At 58.7% G+C, this 14,982-nt stretch carries 16 protein-coding genes; 11 read left to right on the top strand and 5 right to left on the bottom strand.

What is annotated here, in order from left to right:
• Positions 1-8 precede the first annotated feature (8 nt).
• From CIC07_RS07250 to mnmL, 3 genes are read right to left on the bottom strand one after another with little or no spacing between them, the layout of a single operon-like run.
• A complete protein-coding gene (locus CIC07_RS07250) occupies positions 9-407 on the bottom strand; it encodes a VOC family protein (RefSeq protein ID WP_076358438.1) in 399 nt (132 codons plus the stop codon).
• Between the two features lie 16 nt (positions 408-423).
• The gene (gene mnmM, locus CIC07_RS07255; RefSeq protein ID WP_076358437.1) at positions 424-1,017 is read right to left on the bottom strand and encodes a tRNA 5-(aminomethyl)-2-thiouridylate-methyltransferase MnmM; all 594 of its coding nucleotides are present in this window, start codon (positions 1,015-1,017) and stop codon (positions 424-426) included.
• Complete coding sequence (gene mnmL, locus CIC07_RS07260; protein WP_234992999.1) at positions 1,017-2,147, bottom strand: tRNA modification radical SAM protein MnmL/YtqA; 1,131 nt, start codon at positions 2,145-2,147, stop codon at positions 1,017-1,019. Before mnmL ends, mnmM begins: the two co-directional genes overlap by 1 nt.
• Positions 2,148-2,462: 315 nt before the next feature.
• On the opposite strand from mnmL, the gene CIC07_RS07265 reads away from it, so the two are divergent.
• Together CIC07_RS07265 and trmB are read left to right on the top strand one after the other, a co-directional pair.
• Positions 2,463-2,657, top strand: a complete 195-nt coding sequence (locus tag CIC07_RS07265; protein ID WP_076358436.1) for a hypothetical protein — start codon at positions 2,463-2,465, stop codon at positions 2,655-2,657.
• Positions 2,658-2,811: 154 nt separating this feature from the next.
• The gene (gene trmB, locus CIC07_RS07270) at positions 2,812-3,603 is read left to right on the top strand and encodes a tRNA (guanosine(46)-N7)-methyltransferase TrmB (protein WP_076358435.1); all 792 of its coding nucleotides are present in this window, start codon (positions 2,812-2,814) and stop codon (positions 3,601-3,603) included.
• 101 nt (positions 3,604-3,704) lie between these two features.
• Here trmB and CIC07_RS07275 read toward each other — a convergent pair whose 3' ends face one another.
• Positions 3,705-4,271 carry a phosphatase PAP2 family protein gene (locus CIC07_RS07275; protein ID WP_076358434.1) on the bottom strand — a complete coding sequence of 189 codons (567 nt, stop codon included), beginning with the start codon at positions 4,269-4,271 and terminating at the stop codon, positions 3,705-3,707.
• A gap of 631 nt (positions 4,272-4,902) precedes the next feature.
• Here CIC07_RS07275 and CIC07_RS07280 point away from each other — a divergent pair.
• The 5 genes from CIC07_RS07280 to CIC07_RS07300 all read left to right on the top strand — a co-directional run bounded on the left by CIC07_RS07280 (position 4,903) and on the right by CIC07_RS07300 (position 8,198).
• Positions 4,903-6,147, top strand: a complete 1,245-nt coding sequence (locus CIC07_RS07280) for a glycosyltransferase family 2 protein (RefSeq protein WP_442953349.1) — start codon at positions 4,903-4,905, stop codon at positions 6,145-6,147.
• A gap of 241 nt (positions 6,148-6,388) precedes the next feature.
• Positions 6,389-6,952: a translation initiation factor IF-3 gene (gene infC, locus CIC07_RS07285; protein ID WP_083436217.1), complete on the top strand. Its 564-nt coding sequence runs from the start codon at positions 6,389-6,391 to the stop codon at positions 6,950-6,952.
• 28 nt (positions 6,953-6,980) lie between these two features.
• Positions 6,981-7,181 carry a 50S ribosomal protein L35 gene (gene rpmI, locus CIC07_RS07290; RefSeq protein WP_021881591.1) on the top strand — a complete coding sequence of 67 codons (201 nt, stop codon included), beginning with the start codon at positions 6,981-6,983 and terminating at the stop codon, positions 7,179-7,181.
• Positions 7,182-7,230: 49 nt separating this feature from the next.
• Positions 7,231-7,590, top strand: a complete 360-nt coding sequence (rplT, locus tag CIC07_RS07295; protein WP_076358433.1) for a 50S ribosomal protein L20 — start codon at positions 7,231-7,233, stop codon at positions 7,588-7,590.
• 227 nt (positions 7,591-7,817) lie between these two features.
• Entirely contained in the window at positions 7,818-8,198 is a 381-nt protein-coding gene (locus CIC07_RS07300) for a hypothetical protein (protein WP_442953350.1), read from the top strand.
• Positions 8,199-8,231: 33 nt separating this feature from the next.
• On the opposite strand, the gene CIC07_RS07305 is transcribed toward CIC07_RS07300, so the two are convergent.
• Complete coding sequence (locus CIC07_RS07305; protein ID WP_083688448.1) at positions 8,232-8,690, bottom strand: GNAT family N-acetyltransferase; 459 nt, start codon at positions 8,688-8,690, stop codon at positions 8,232-8,234.
• A 641-nt stretch (positions 8,691-9,331) separates the two neighbouring features.
• Here CIC07_RS07305 and ilvB point away from each other — a divergent pair.
• The 4 genes from ilvB to CIC07_RS07325 all read left to right on the top strand — a co-directional run bounded on the left by ilvB (position 9,332) and on the right by CIC07_RS07325 (position 14,498).
• Complete coding sequence (gene ilvB / locus CIC07_RS07310) at positions 9,332-11,080, top strand: biosynthetic-type acetolactate synthase large subunit (protein WP_076358432.1); 1,749 nt, start codon at positions 9,332-9,334, stop codon at positions 11,078-11,080.
• On the top strand, positions 11,077-11,568 hold the full coding sequence (gene ilvN / locus CIC07_RS07315; RefSeq protein WP_076358431.1) for an acetolactate synthase small subunit: 492 nt from the start codon (positions 11,077-11,079) through the stop codon (positions 11,566-11,568). Before ilvB ends, ilvN begins: the two co-directional genes overlap by 4 nt.
• A 234-nt stretch (positions 11,569-11,802) precedes the next feature.
• Positions 11,803-12,795: a ketol-acid reductoisomerase gene (gene ilvC, locus CIC07_RS07320; protein WP_048744713.1), complete on the top strand. Its 993-nt coding sequence runs from the start codon at positions 11,803-11,805 to the stop codon at positions 12,793-12,795.
• Between the two features lie 158 nt (positions 12,796-12,953).
• A complete protein-coding gene (locus tag CIC07_RS07325; protein WP_076358430.1) occupies positions 12,954-14,498 on the top strand; it encodes a 2-isopropylmalate synthase in 1,545 nt (514 codons plus the stop codon).
• Positions 14,499-14,982 lie beyond the last annotated feature (484 nt).

The following is a 14,982-nucleotide window of genomic DNA, read 5'->3' on the forward strand; positions in this document are numbered from 1 at the left end:
GGATCGGGTTATTCGGGACGAGCTCCCGGCTGGAACAGCTCCAGCAGCTCTCCGTCGGGACCGTAGAAGAAGAAGTACCGGGCTCCGTTCGGAAGCGTCGTCAGCTCGGTGTCCCGCAGCGGAATGCCCATCCGCTTGATGCGGGCGAATTCGCCTTCCACGTCATCGACGGTGAACGCGATGTGGTGGGTTTTGCCTTCGGCCGGAAGGCTGTCGTCATAACCCTCGATCAGCTCAAGCTCCGTTTCCTCCGAGCCGGGAAATCTCAGGAACGCCAGGCGGATCTTGCCGTCGGTGTGGGGAAGAGTGTAGGTATGCTCCATTCCCAGCACTTGCTTGTAGAAGTCGATCGATGCTTCGAGCGATGCGGTCATGACGCCGACATGCTCCAGTTTGCGGATTGCCATCTTGTTTATCTCCTCCTTAAGTTAGTTGCCTTTTCTCGATGCCGATCGCATAGGGCGCCGAGCGCTTCTGCGCCATCCGGTACAGGACGGTTTGTGCGCGCGCTGACGGAAGATCGGAAGCCCAGGCCAGGACGGCATCGGCTTCCGCTTCGCCGCCGGGGTGGCCCGGATACAGCACGCAGGCGAGAACGCCTCCCGGCCGTAGCAGCTCCATCGCCGCCTCCATGGCGGCAAGGGTGGAAGCGGGCTGCGTCACGATGCTGCGGTCGGAGTCCTCGCCGGGCAGGTAGCCGAGATTGAACAGAACGGCGGCGATCCGGCCGCGATCCTCATCCGGCACAACCATGCCCATCTCGGCATGGCTGCGCAGATGCAGGCTCGCGGCAGGCAGCTTGCCGCTGTCGCCCAGCGGAGCGAGCCGCTCCTCGGTCCGGCGAAGGGCATCGGCCTGCACATCGAAGCCGATGAGCTTGCCGCGAGGTCCGACCAGCTCCGCCAGGAAGCGGGCGTCCGCTCCGCCGCCGAGCGTCGCGTCGATGACGGCGTCGCCTGGCTGAACTCTTTCCCGTACCCAGCCGTGGGCCGCGCCGATGACGGACAGGAAGCCCATCAGCTGTCCGCCTCTTCGGGAAGCTGCGCAGTGAGAGCTGGAGCCGCGCAGGGCTCTGCGGCCGCGGCGGCTTGCATCAGCTTCGCATAACGCGCCGAGCTCATCTTGCGGGCCGGCTTCGTAAGCGCCGGTCCGACGGCTGCGGCCGCTGCTAGCGGCACCGCCGCTTCCGGCTGCCAAAGGCGGCCCTGCCAGGTGTCCCGCCGCTTCAGCTCGTCGTCGAAAGCGTTCAGCACCTCCCATTTCTTGAGGCTCCAGGTCGGCCCGATCAGCAGATCGCGCGGAGCGTCTCCGGTCAGCCGGTGAACGATCATCTCCGGAGGGAGGAATTCCAGCGTGTCGACGACAAGATTGACGTACTCGTCCATCTCCAGGAACCGGAGAAGTCCGGCCTCGTACTGCTTCACCATCGGCGTCTTGCGCATGAGGTGGAGGAGATGGATCTTGATTCCCTGCACATCCATGGCGGCGACCGCGCGTCCGGTGGCGAGCATCATTTCATGGGTTTCCTGCGGAAGCCCGTAGATGATATGGGCGCATACGCGGATTCCGCGCGCCCGCAGCCTCGCCACCGCATCGAGGTAGCAGGCCGTGTCGTGGGCGCGGTTGATGAGGTCGGAGGTCGATTCGTGGATCGTCTGCAGCCCCATCTCGACCCACAGATAGGTGCGCTCGTTCAGCTCGGCGAGGTAATCGACGACATCATCCGGCAGGCAGTCCGGCCGGGTGGCGATCGACAGTCCGACGACGCCGGGCTGGGCGAGAATCGTCTCGTAATAGTCCCGCAGCTCCTCGACGGGCGCGTACGTGTTCGTATAGGCCTGGAAGTAGCCGATATAGCGGGCGTCCGGCCATTTCTTGTGCTGGCGGTCGCGGATGGCGGCGAACTGCACCTCCAGGTCGTCGCGGCGCTTGCCCGCGAAGTCGCCCGAGCCCCGCGCGCTGCAGAACGTGCAGCCGCCGGTGGCGATCGTGCCGTCGCGGTTCGGGCATGTGAAGCCGGCGTCTAGCATGACCTTGAAGATCTTGCCGCCGAAATGGTCTCTCATCTCGTAATTCCATGTATGGAACCGCTTGTCTCCCCATAGCATCGGGGAAGGGGATTGCGGCGTCGAATGCAGTGGATCCATGCTTGCTCCTTCCTAGCTGTGCGCCGGAATCAGGCGGCTGAACAACACCGCCTTGCGCATACGTTCTATTTTAGATGAAATCTCTCGTGAAAGCCATGGTCCGGAAGTAATCCGGGCGCAAGGAAGAAGCTGTCAGAAAAGATTTTGAAAGCGTTTAATTTAGGCTTGCAATACCTTACATGATGTGTTAAATTGAAAAGGAAAGAAGCCAGTTAAATCAAGGGTTTTTCGGCTCTCCAATCCTACTTTAGCCCTGGTTTTCATAAGCGTCGGCCAGTTAGGGAACGCTGTAAAAAAATCCATGAGGTGATGGAAATGAGCACAGTCAAAATTCCCCACGGGGACGACAAGGTGACGGTTGAGCTGACGGTCAAGGAACTGATGGCGCTGGCTGGAATCCGGTTCCACGGAGACCGCAGGCTCGGAATAGAGGCGCGCAGGAAGCTGAATTCCGTTTTGTCCGATACGTACGAGCTGGAGCAGCCGATTCCGTACCAATTGCTTAATTAAGCCGGCCTGTCCGGCAGATTGCAGAGCGGCACCAAGCCGGGTTTCCGGCACGGGAGCCGCTTTTATTTTTTGGAGCCGCCGCCTTTACAACGCTCTCCGGATTGGGCACAATAAGATAGTTCATAGAAGAGACAGTGGAGGATGGCATAGATCAATGCGTTTACGTGGAAGAAAAGGAATCCGGGAGGAGCTTGAGGCGCTCCCGCAGCTGGTCGTGCTGGACGCGTCCGGCCTCAAGGGCAAGTGGAAAGAGTTTTTCGGCAACGACAAGCCGATCCATATCGAGCTGGGAATGGGCAAGGGACGCTTCATCAGCCAGCACAGCGTGCTGAATCCCGAGGTCAACTATATCGGCGTCGACATGTATGACGAGCTGATCCGCAGAGCGGCGGAGAAGGCTCTGGAAGCACGCGCCGAAGCGGGACAAGAGGGCTATCCGCCGAATCTGGCCTTGCTGCGGGCGAACATCGAGGGAATCGGCGAGATGTTCGCGCCCGGCGAGATCGAGCGGATCTATCTGAATTTCAGCGATCCCTGGCCAAAGACGAAGCATGCGCGCCGCCGCCTCACGCATCCGCGCTTCCTGGAGCAATACTCGAACATCCTGAACGAGTACGGGGAAATCCATCAGAAGACCGATTCGCGCCTTCTGTTCGAGTTCTCGCTCAACAGCTATGCGGAGACCGAGCTGCAGCTGCGGAACATCTCCTTGGATCTCCACCGCGAAGAGGTCCGCGAAGACCTTGTCCTGACGGAGTACGAGGGCAATTTCATCAAGCAGGGAATGCCGATCCACCGCTGCGAGGCCGTAGTCGGGGCCAAGGCGCTGGCCGCCTACCGCGAGGAGAAGCAAGCGAGGCGCAGCCGCGAGGCCGCCAAGGAACGCGAGGATGCCGAGAAAGCCAGGCGGAAGGCCGGCGTTCCGCTCGGAACCGGCCGCGAATAGCGATAGGGATCAGGGCGGGAAGCCCTGACTCAGGAGAAAAGGCTGTCCCTCCGGATGCGTTCCGGAGGGACAGCCTTTGTTCGTCAAATCCGCGCTCACGCTCAGATGGAGCTGCCTACGAACACGACCGCCAGCATAGCGGTGAACGTGCCGAGCAGCGCGCCGGCTCCGACATCCGATGGATAATGGAGCCCGAGATACATTCTCGACCAGCCGACCGAGCAGGCGATGACCAGGCCGGCGAACAGGGCGAGCGGGAACGCGGCTCCCGAGGCTGCGGCATACAGCAAAGGGACCGTCCAGGCGAAAATGGCTGTCGTATGTCCCGAAGGGAAGGATGAATCCTCCAGGGGGCTTTTGCCGGTGCGGACCCCCTCGAGCGCCTGATAAGGCCGCAGCCTCTTCATCGTGCGCTTGACGAGCGCGACGGGCAGATGGCTCGCGATGACGGCGATCAGGCTCTGCACGCCGGCGAGCCTCCAAGAGCCCGAGCCCAGCAGAACGAGCAGGGCGGAGGAGGCCAGCGTGAACGTGGCTCCGCCCATATGGGTGACGGTCGACAGCCAGCGGCCGACGACCCCACGCAGCCTGGCATCGGCAGGTCCGCGGTTGAGCCACAGCAGCAGCCGCCGCTCCTTGGTCCGGAGCCATCCGATAATTTCGCCCATGCATTCGTCCTCCCCGAAAATGGCGTTATCCTATGATAACCTACACCGGCGCAAATGGAACAACCTCTGGTGTTATTTATCCTTTGCCTGGGCTTATTTTATCCTTCAATTGTTAGAAGAGGATTAAGAATTATTAATGGAAGACGTTTTGTGTCCCGGATAAGGTTTTATTCTATTCTCGGGATGGTAATGATGAGGGAAGGTCCGGGCCGCGTGGGACTTGGGATCCCCGTTGTTCACAGCTTCGACAAGACCTGCTGTCGCTTGTCCGGAACTTTTCCCGCATGACAGTCGTAGTTAAGGACGAAAGCATCAAAACGCCAGCAAACGCACGAGAACGGCGGTTAAGGCACGCAAATAAGGGTATCCTACCCGTTAGCGGCTGATGCAAGCGTTTTTCTTGTTTGTTTGGGGCGTTAGGAACGTTTTTCTGCTTTTGACAAAGAGCGGGGAACCGTGGAAAATCAGAATGGTCATTTTACAAAAAGCAGACACGACAGACACAGATTGCAAAAAGCAGGGAAGACACAGATTACAAAAGCAGACACAGACAAAAAAACTAAAAAGAGAAAATGAGCCCGAACGTACAGAGAGAATATTAAAATTGGGGTCTCAAGGGGGCAACACTCGCATGATCGCTAATTCCGTTATGATCGCTTTGCAGATTTTTCTTGCTTTTATCGGCGTGTACCAGTTCGTTCTGGCGCTGTTCGGCATCCGCAGGAAAAAGAACCGTGTCCAGCACAAGCCGCAAAAATCGTTTGCCGTCCTTGTCGCCGCGCACAACGAAGAGAAAGTTGTCGGCGCCTTGATCGAGAACTTGAAAAACCTGGATTATCCGAAAGAGCTTTACGATGTGTTCGTCATTTGCGACAACTGCACGGACGGCACCGCGGACATCGCCCGGAGCATGGGCGTCCATGCCTGCGAGCGCCGCAACAATCAGCTGAAGGGCAAGGGCTACGCCATCGAGTGGATGCTCAAGGAACTGTGGGCGATGCCGCGCCAGTATGACGCTGTCGTCATGTTCGACGCCGACAACCTGGTCAAAACGGATTTCCTGACGCATATGAACAACGATCTCGTCGAAGGCCACCAGGTCATCCAGGGCTATCTGGATACGAAAAATCCGGACGACTCGTGGGTCACCGCCTCGTACGGCATCACGTATTGGTATTGCAACCGCCTGTGGCAGCTGTCCCGCAAAAACCTCGGCATGGCGAACTTCCTCGGCGGCACGGGCATGACGTTCGACACCGCGCTGCTCAAGGAAATGGGATGGGGCGCCACCAGCCTCGTCGAGGACCTTGAGTTCTCCATGCGCTGCGTTCAGCGTGGCGTCCATCCGGTGCTCAACTACGACGCCAAGGTGTACGACGAAAAGCCGGTCAGCTTCAAGGCTTCGGCCCGCCAGCGTCTCCGCTGGATGCAAGGGCACTTCACGGTTGCCCGCCATTATTTCTTCCCGCTGCTCTGGGCGAGCATCAAGGAACGCAATTTCGTCAAGTTCGATGCGGCGCTCTATTCGATCTCTGCCTATACGACGTTCCTTGGCTTCGTCGGCACAGCCCTGATCTGGATAGACAACATCATTCCGGCCGACAACGTCTTTACTTCGATTTACGCTTATCTGCCTGTCTGGGCGGCTGGAGCCGCATTCCTCGCGGCTGCGGTGATGTTCCCGCTCGTCATGGCTCTGGAAGGCATCAAGTCGGGCAGGATGTATGCCCATCTCGTCTCCATGATCTTCTTCCAGCTGAGCTGGCTGCCGATCACGTTCTATGCGTTCTTCACGCAGAACAACAAGCAGTGGAGCCATACGCAGCATACTCGCGTCATCCGTCTGGAAGAAGTGCAGAGCAAGCAGGCTTCCTGATTGTCCTGGAGCCGCCCCTTCATGCAAAGGGCATGTTGGTTGACATGCATGGCCGGGCATGATATAGTAGTCAAAGTTGTTTTCCAATATCTTTCGCATAAGCAGAAGCACCCGCTTCTCACCTGACCGATTGTTGTCGGCTGGTCGGCGATACCTGTAGCCGGATGGCTCTCCATGCGAGAGGCGCATCCGCCCATACGGAGTGTCAAGCGGGTCCGATCTGTCGGATCCGCTTTTTATTATGGTTGAAGGCATCATTGGAACCAATCCCATTCGGAGGTGGACGATTATTAGCAGAGATCATCAAATTAATGACGATATCCGGGCACGTGAAGTACGCCTGGTCGGTCCCGAGAGCGAGCAGCTCGGCATCAAGCCGCTCCGCGAAGCCCTGCAGATGGCCATCGACGCCAACATGGACCTCGTCAACGTAGCCCCGCAGGCCAAGCCTCCGGTATGCCGGATCATGGACTATGGCAAGTTCCGTTACGAGCAGCAGAAGAAGGACAAGGAAGCCCGCAAAAACCAGAAGACGGTTGATCTGAAGGAAGTGTGGTTCCGCTCCAACATCGACGAGCACGATTATCAGACCAAGCTGCGCAACGTCATCAAGTTCCTCGGCGAAGGCGACAAGGTCAAAGCCTCGGTCCGCTTCCGCGGCCGCGAGATCGCGCATGCCGACGTCGGTCAGCGCATCCTGGAGCGTCTGCTCAAGGAAGTCAACGACATCGTCAACGTCGAACGTGTGCCGAAACTGGAAGGACGCAGCATGATCATGATTTTGGCACCTAAGAACACCAACTAAGCTAGATTAATTCAAGGAGGATATCGACATGCCTAAGATGAAGACTCACAGCAGTCTAAAAGACCGCTTCAAAATTACGGGAACTGGCAAAGTTAAACGCTACAAAGCTTACCGTAACCACCTGCTTTCCCACAAATCCGGCCGTGCGAAGCGCGTTCTGGCTACCCAGCCGAACATGGCGGCGGGCGACATTCGTCGTCTGGCTCAAGGCCTCGCACAACTGAAATAGTCCAATTTTACCGATTTATTGATATTAGAACTTACAGGAGGGTTTCATCATGGCAAGAGTAAAAGGTGGATTCGTTCGCGCCCGTCGCCGCAAACGGATTCTGAAGCTCGCAAAAGGTTACTTCGGTTCCAAGCACCGCCTATTTAAAACAGCAAAGGAGCAGGTCGGCAAATCCCTGCTTTACGCTTACCGCGACCGTCGCCAAGTAAAACGCGACTTCCGCAGGCTTTGGATCGTGCGCATCAACGCTGCTGCGCGTCTTAACGGCCTTTCCTACAGCAAATTCATGTTCGGCCTGAAGCAAGCCGGCGTCGAAGTGAACCGCAAGGTTCTTGCCGATCTGGCCGTGAACGACATCGGTTCGTTCAACAGCCTGGCTGACGTTGCCAAGCAAAAGCTGAACGCTTAATATAAAGAGCCGGTTGTCCGGGATGCGAATCCCAGGCGTCCGGCTCTTTTTTTGGTTTCACTCCTGCCGTCATCCAAGCTTCTTGACCTCCGCTCCGGCGAAAAAAAGCGAGCCGGAGAGAGCCGGCAGCAGGAGGCTCCATGAATTTGCCCGGGACATGGACATCTGTACAGGCGTCGGGCTCCTTTCCTGAATAAGCTGAAAGGAACGGGAAAGGAGGAATAGCGTTGTCTGCGATTTCCAAGGAACAAGTACGCGCCCTGGTGGGCAAAGAAGTATATGTCATGCGCAAGGACGGAACCGTCGCCAGCGGAAAGCTGGAAAAATTCGCGAATGACCGGCTGTACATCCGCCCCGTAGAGTCTGGACAGAAAGCGGGTACGAGGGCATTCATTCTCCCTCTCGTCCTGTTCGACCTGCTCGCGATCGGAACCATTCCCTTCTTCGCGGGGGGAGGGTTCGGAGGCGGATTCGGTCCCGGTCCATACGGTCCCGGAGGCCCCGGCCCTTACGGTCCGTACGGTCCCGGTCCTGGCGGCCCCGGAGGCCCCGGTCCATACGGTCCCGGATGCTGCCCGCCATACGGCGGGGGCAAAGGCTTCTACTAAGCGCTGTGCCGCCTCGGCCGGCCGGTGCAAGGACTATAGCGGCTTAAGCAGCTCGGTCACCTTGTAGCTCTCATGATGGCGCCCCGGTTCGTACCCTATGCGCTTGTAGAACCGGCGCGCCTTATCATTGGCGTCGTCCACGAAGAGGAGGGCGAGGACACAGCCCTCGGCAGCTCCCGCGGCCTCGGCCCGCTTCATGAGGCTGCCGCCGATTCCGCCATTCCGGCAGTCGCGATGGACAGCCAGCATGTCGATATGGAGAATGCCCTGAAGGAGCTGATAATGGACGAATCCCGCAGGATCGCCTTTTTTGCCTGCGACGGCGACGATGGTTTTCCCGTCCCGGAATCGTCCGGGCAAGGAGCGGATGACGGCCGGATCATCTGTCTCAGTGCTGTAGGACAGGGGCAGCAATTCCGTGCGGATCAGGCGGACAAGCCCATCGAGATCCCTGCGCTCGTTCATCGGGCGGTAGTGGATGGAGGTTTTCACGCAAGCCGTCTTCCCTTCTGGCTGGACGAGGCTGGATGGCGCGGGCGATCGAAACCCGGCTTCCGCAACCCTATTCTATGCAGCGGCCCCGGCGGTTGCGAAACAGCTGCCCGAGGAGCCTTGTACATAACTTTTCTCGTTTGTGCATACACTTGGTATTGACGGATGGTAATGACAGACCTATAATAAGTCTCAAGCTTATACCCAATCGGCTATGATGAGGACGAAGTGTTAAGGGCCCTACTGTACAGAGAGCGACGGATTCCGCTGCAACCGCCGCCAGCATCCCTTTCCAACGAGCTCACCTCGGAGCTGTTTTCCTGAAAAGACACCGGTCTTAGTAGGGAGAATCGCATGGCATGCGTTAAAATGCCGAAGTAGAATCGTCAGGCGTGCACGCCCTTTTCTACTTCATGAGGCTCCGCATTGCGAAATGCGGCAGCAAACCTGGGTGGTACCACGGAAGATACAGTCTTTCGTCCCTATGCTTCGGCATAGCGGGCGAAAGACTTTTTTGTTTTCCGCGCTGCGTTCACCGTCAAAGATGGCGGCGCAACGCAACGCTTGCGCATTGGACTTGAAAGGAGACGAAGGCGGACCGTCGACACCGCCGCCGTCATTCACGAAGGGAGGAACACATGATGGTTATGCAGGGCGAGGCTCTGAAATCCAAGGAAGAAATCATGGAAAAAATGAGGAAGCCGGAAGTGATCAGCGGCTCCGAAATTCTTCTCCGCAGCCTGGTGCTCGAGGGCGTGGAATGTGTATTCGGTTATCCCGGCGGCGCGGTATTGTATATCTACGACGCCATGCACGGGTTCTCGGATTTCCACCATGTGCTCACTCGGCACGAGCAGGGAGCGATCCATGCGGCCGACGGTTATGCGAGGGCATCCGGCAAGGTTGGGGTGTGCATCGCGACATCGGGACCGGGGGCGACGAACCTCGTCACCGGCATCGCGACAGCTTACATGGACAGCGTGCCGCTCGTCGTCATCACGGGCAACGTAGCGACCAATCTCATCGGCACGGACGCTTTCCAGGAAGCGGACATAACGGGAATCACGATGCCGATCACGAAGCACAGCTTCCTGGTGCGGACGGCCGAAGAGCTGCCGCGTGTCATTCACGAAGCGTTCCACATCGCGAACACGGGCCGCAAAGGGCCGGTGTTGATCGACATCCCGAAGGATGTGTCGGCAGCGATGACCATGTTCGAGCCGGCTAGCGGCGAGGTCAGCCTGAGAGGCTACAACCCCAACACGACGCCTCGCAAGCCTCAGCTCGACAAGCTGGCGAAGGCGATCAGCGAAGCGGAGCGTCCGCTCATTCTGGCAGGCGGCGGAGTGGTTTATTCCGGAGGGCATGAAGAGCTGCTGGAATTCGTCGCGAAGACCGGCATCCCGGTCACGACGACGCTCCTGGGCCTCGGCGGATTCCCGAGCGGCAACGACCTGTGGGTCGGCATGCCGGGCATGCACGGAGCCTATGCTTCCAACAAGGCCATACAGGAAAGCGATCTGCTCATCAATATCGGCGCGCGCTTCGATGACCGGGTGACGATGAAGCTGGACGGCTTTGCGCCGAAGGCCAAAATCGTCCACATCGACATCGACCCGGCCGAGATCGGCAAAAACGTGCCGACCGACATTCCGATTGTCGGCGATGTCAAAATCACGCTTGGCCTGCTCAACGCTGAAGTGGGCTACGCCGCCAAGGCGGATGCCTGGAGAGCTCAGATCCAAGCTTGGAAAACGGAGCAGCCGCTCCGCTACCAGGACTCCGACGTCGAGCTCAAGCCGCAATGGGTCATCAGCATGATCCACGATACGACGAACGGCGACGCGATCGTGACGACCGACGTCGGCCAGCATCAAATGTGGGCAGCGCAGTATTATCGTTTCAACAAGCCTCGTTCCTGGGTCACCTCGGGGGGTCTCGGCACGATGGGCTTCGGATTCCCTTCCGCGATCGGCGCCCAGATGGCCAATCCCGACCGTGTGGTCGTCAGCATCAACGGAGACGGCGGCATGCAGATGTGCGCGCAGGAGCTCGCGATCTGCGCCATCAACAACATTCCGGTCAAGGTCGCCATCATCAACAATCAGGTGCTTGGAATGGTCCGCCAGTGGCAAGAGATTCTCTACGACAACCGGTACAGCCATATCGACCTCGCCGGCAGCCCGGACTTCGTCAAGCTGGCCGATGCATACGGAGTCAAAGGCTTCAGGGCTTCCAGCAAGGAAGAAGCCGAAGCGGCCTGGAAAGAAGCGCTCGCGCATCCCGGTCCCGCAGTCGTGGAATTCGTTGTCCGCAAGCATGAGAATGTATTCCCGATGGTAACCCAGGGCAACACCATTGACGTCATGCTCATGGGGGATGAAGAATGAACCGCAAATACACCATCGCCGTACTCGTCAACAACCAGCCTGGAGTCCTGCAGCGCGTATCCGGATTGTTCGGACGCCGCGGCTTCAATATCGAAAGCATCACGGTCGGCGCAAGCGAAGAGCCGGGATTGTCCCGCATGGTCATCGTCACCGGCGGCGACGACAAGCTGCTCGAGCAGGTATCCAAGCAGCTCTACAAGCTGATCGACGTCATCAAGGTCATCGATGTGAGCGCCAATCCGATGGTGGAGCGTGAGCTTGCCTTGATCAAGGTGACCGCCGAGCCGTCCGCGAGACCGGAGATTCTCGGAGTGGTCGAGACGTTCCGCGCCGCCGTCGTCGATATCGGACCGAGCACCCTCATCGTTCAAGCCGTCGGAGGCCCCGACAAGATCGACGCGATGATCGAGCTGCTGCGTCCTTACGGCATCCGAGAGCTCAGCCGCACCGGCGTAACCGCAATGAATCGCGGAGCTGTCCGATCATAGTTTGAATTTTTTGATAAGTTCGACAATGCACCTATAATGCTATAACTTCTACCTATAAAGCCCGCTTTGAGCGGGGGTTTAGGGAGATCGACGACAAAAGCATGCACTGGCTCCTGCAACAGCGAGAGTCTGGGATGCGGCATGAACCAGCTTTAGCCAAAGCCAGCTTTAATGCGTCATCTCTTTAAACACCCGCTCAAAGGGGTTCCAATCCAAAGGAGGCATCATCTCATCATGGCAGTTAAATTATTCTACGAAAACGACGCGGACCTCAGTGTCCTGCAAGGTAAAACGGTAGCAGTAATCGGATACGGCAGCCAAGGACACGCCCAGGCGCAAAACCTGCGCGACAGCGGCGTCAAGGTCGTCATCGGCCTGCGCGAAGGCAAATCCGCCGACAAAGCCCGCAATGACGGCTTCGAAGTCGTATCCGTGGCCGACGCGACCCGCAAGGCGGACGTAGTCCAAATCCTGATGCCGGACGAAACGCAAGCCCAGGTATACAACGACGAGATCGCTCCCAACCTCAAAAAAGGCGCGGCTCTGATGTTCTCCCACGGCTTCAACGTCCACTTCGGCCAAATCGTGCCGAGCAAGGACACCGACGTGCTGCTCGTCGCTCCTAAATCCCCGGGCCACATGGTCCGCCGGACGTACGTGGAAGGCTTCGGCGTTCCTGGACTGATCGCCGTCGAGCAAGACGCCACGGGCAACGCTCAAGCGATCGGCCTCGCTTACGCGAAGGGCATCGGCTGCACGCGCGCCGGAGTATTCGAGACCTCCTTCCGCGAAGAGACCGAGACCGATCTGTTCGGCGAGCAAGCCGTACTCTGCGGCGGCACTTCCGCCCTGGTCAAAGCCGGATTCGAAACGCTGGTTGAAGCCGGCTACGCTCCCGAGATGGCTTACTTCGAGTGTCTCCACGAGCTGAAGCTGATCGTCGACCTGATGTATGAAGGCGGCCTTGCGTCCATGCGCGATTCCATCTCCAACACGGCCGAATACGGCGACTATGTCACCGGCCCACGCATCGTGACCGACGAGACGAAAAAAGCGATGAAGGAAGTTCTTTCCGACATCCAGCAAGGCAAATTCGCACGCGACTTCATCCTCGAGAACAAGTCCGGCCGCGCGATGCTGACGGCTACCCGCCGCAACGAGTCGGAGCATGCGATCGAGAAGACAGGCGCGCAGCTCCGCGAGCTGATGCACTGGATCAAGAAGTAACGAACAAGCATCAGAAGCGCCTCGCCCAGCGCAGGCGCATCCATAGAATCGGACTTGTCCGCTTCGCACAGACCGCGCGCTTCTTCCCTAAGGAAAGAGGCGCGTTCGCCGCTTCAAAGGAGTAAATCCGCATACAATCAAGAAACGGAGGTGCCGGCGTGCGCAAAATCTATATTTTCGATACGACGCTTCGCGATGGCGAGCAGTCGCCAGGAGTCAACCTGAACACCAAGGAAAAGGTGGAAATCGCCCTTCAGCTCGAAAAGCTGGGCGTGGACCGCATCGAGGCAGGTTTTCCGGCCGCGTCGCCAGGGGATCTGGCCGCCGTGCAGGCCGTGGCCGCAGCAGTCAAGCAGGCGACGGTCATCGGCCTTGCCCGCGCGGTGGAAAAGGATATCGACGCAGCCTGGGAAGCTCTCAAGGACGCGGCGGACCCTTGCATCCATATTTTCCTTGCGACCTCGCCGATCCACCGGAAGCATAAGCTGAAGATGGAGAAGGAGCAGGTGCTGGCAGCGGCGGACAAGGCGATCCGCTACGCGAAGCAGCGCTTCTCCAAGATTGAATTCTCGCCGGAGGATGCGGGCCGCACGGAGCTGGACTTCCTGTGCGAAGTGACCGAGATGGCGATCAAGGCTGGCGCCACCGTCGTGAACATCCCCGATACGGTCGGGTATATGACTCCTGCCGAGTTCGGCAACATCTTCAAGACGCTGAAGGAAACCGTGCCCGGCATCGACGGCATCCAGCTCAGCGCCCATTGCCATGACGATCTCGGCATGGCGACGGCGAACGCTCTGGCCGCCATCCTCAATGGAGCCGACCAGATCGAGGGCACAATCAACGGCATCGGCGAGCGCGCCGGCAACACGGCGATCGAAGAGGTCGCGCTGGCGCTGGAGACGAGAGCAGCGCTGTACGGCGCCAAGACCGGGCTGCAGCTCAAGGAAATCGCCCGCACCAGCCGTCTGGTCAGCAAGCTGACCGGCATGGTCGTGCCGGGCAACAAGGCGATCGTCGGAGCGAATGCTTTCGCGCATGAGTCGGGCATCCATCAGGACGGCATGCTGAAGGAGAAGACGACGTACGAGATCATTTCTCCGGATACGATCGGCGTGAAGGAATCGAAGCTCGTCATGGGCAAGCACTCCGGCCGCCATGCTTTCCGGGAGAAGCTGATCGATCTCGGCTACGGGCTGGAGGACGAAGCCTTGAATGCGGCCTTCGCCAAGTTCAAGGATCTCGCCGACCGCAAGAAGAACGTGACGGACGAGGATCTGCTGGCGATGCTCGAGGAGAAGCTGGTCGATACGCCGGAGATCTATGCGCTGGAGACGGTGGAGGTCCACTACGGCAACCGCTCTACGCCGAAGGGCACGGTCTCGATCAAGGTCGAGGAGCAGGGCGTGCAGACGCGCACGGCGGAGGGCAACGGCTCCGTCGACGCGCTGTTCAACGCGATCGACCTCGTGACCGGAGAAGCGGTCGAGCTGGAGGACTACTCCATCAAGTCGGTCACCCATGGCAAGGACGCGCTCGGCGAAGTCCATGTCGTGCTGCTGCAGGATGGCGTGTCCGCACAAGGCCGCGGCGTAAGCACGGATATTCTTGAAGCGAGCGCGCGCGCCTACGTGGATGCGCTGAACCGCCTTATCGAGAAGCGCAAGGCTCCGGGCCGCCGCGACCGGATGAGCCTGATCTGACTTGCTGAACGGCATACAGGCCAGCGCCTGCCCAATATGGGCAGGCGCTTTTTTTCGCTGGGCTTCAGAAGCTTTGGTAATCAAGCCGAAAGCTGAAAACAAGCCGTGAACTGCTTGTAAAATTGGCGTGGCTGCTTTTGTCCGCCTTCAGCTTCGCGTAGACGCGCATATCCCTTCATTCGGTCCTGTCCGCCGACAGCCGCTTTGCTCCAGGATGCCTTCAAGAGGGAAGACGAGCTTCTCGGGGATGGTCCGGCTCCGCGTCCCCTTGCTGCGCCATTCTTGTCTCCAGGCGTTCCGTCTCGGCGCTTATACTTCCGATAGAGAAAATTGGAAACAAATGCCGCTGGCAAAGAGGAGAGCCCGGCGGCTGGCCATACCTATAGGTTATGCCTATCAAACCGATAGCTATCATATCTTGGAGCCTACTAGCGCGATGTGGTACAACTGTTGATAGTGATTATCAATTGTTGATAAGAAGACG

The organism is Paenibacillus sp. RUD330 (assembly GCF_002243345.2).
Taxonomy (GTDB): Bacteria; Bacillota; Bacilli; order Paenibacillales; family Paenibacillaceae; genus Paenibacillus_O.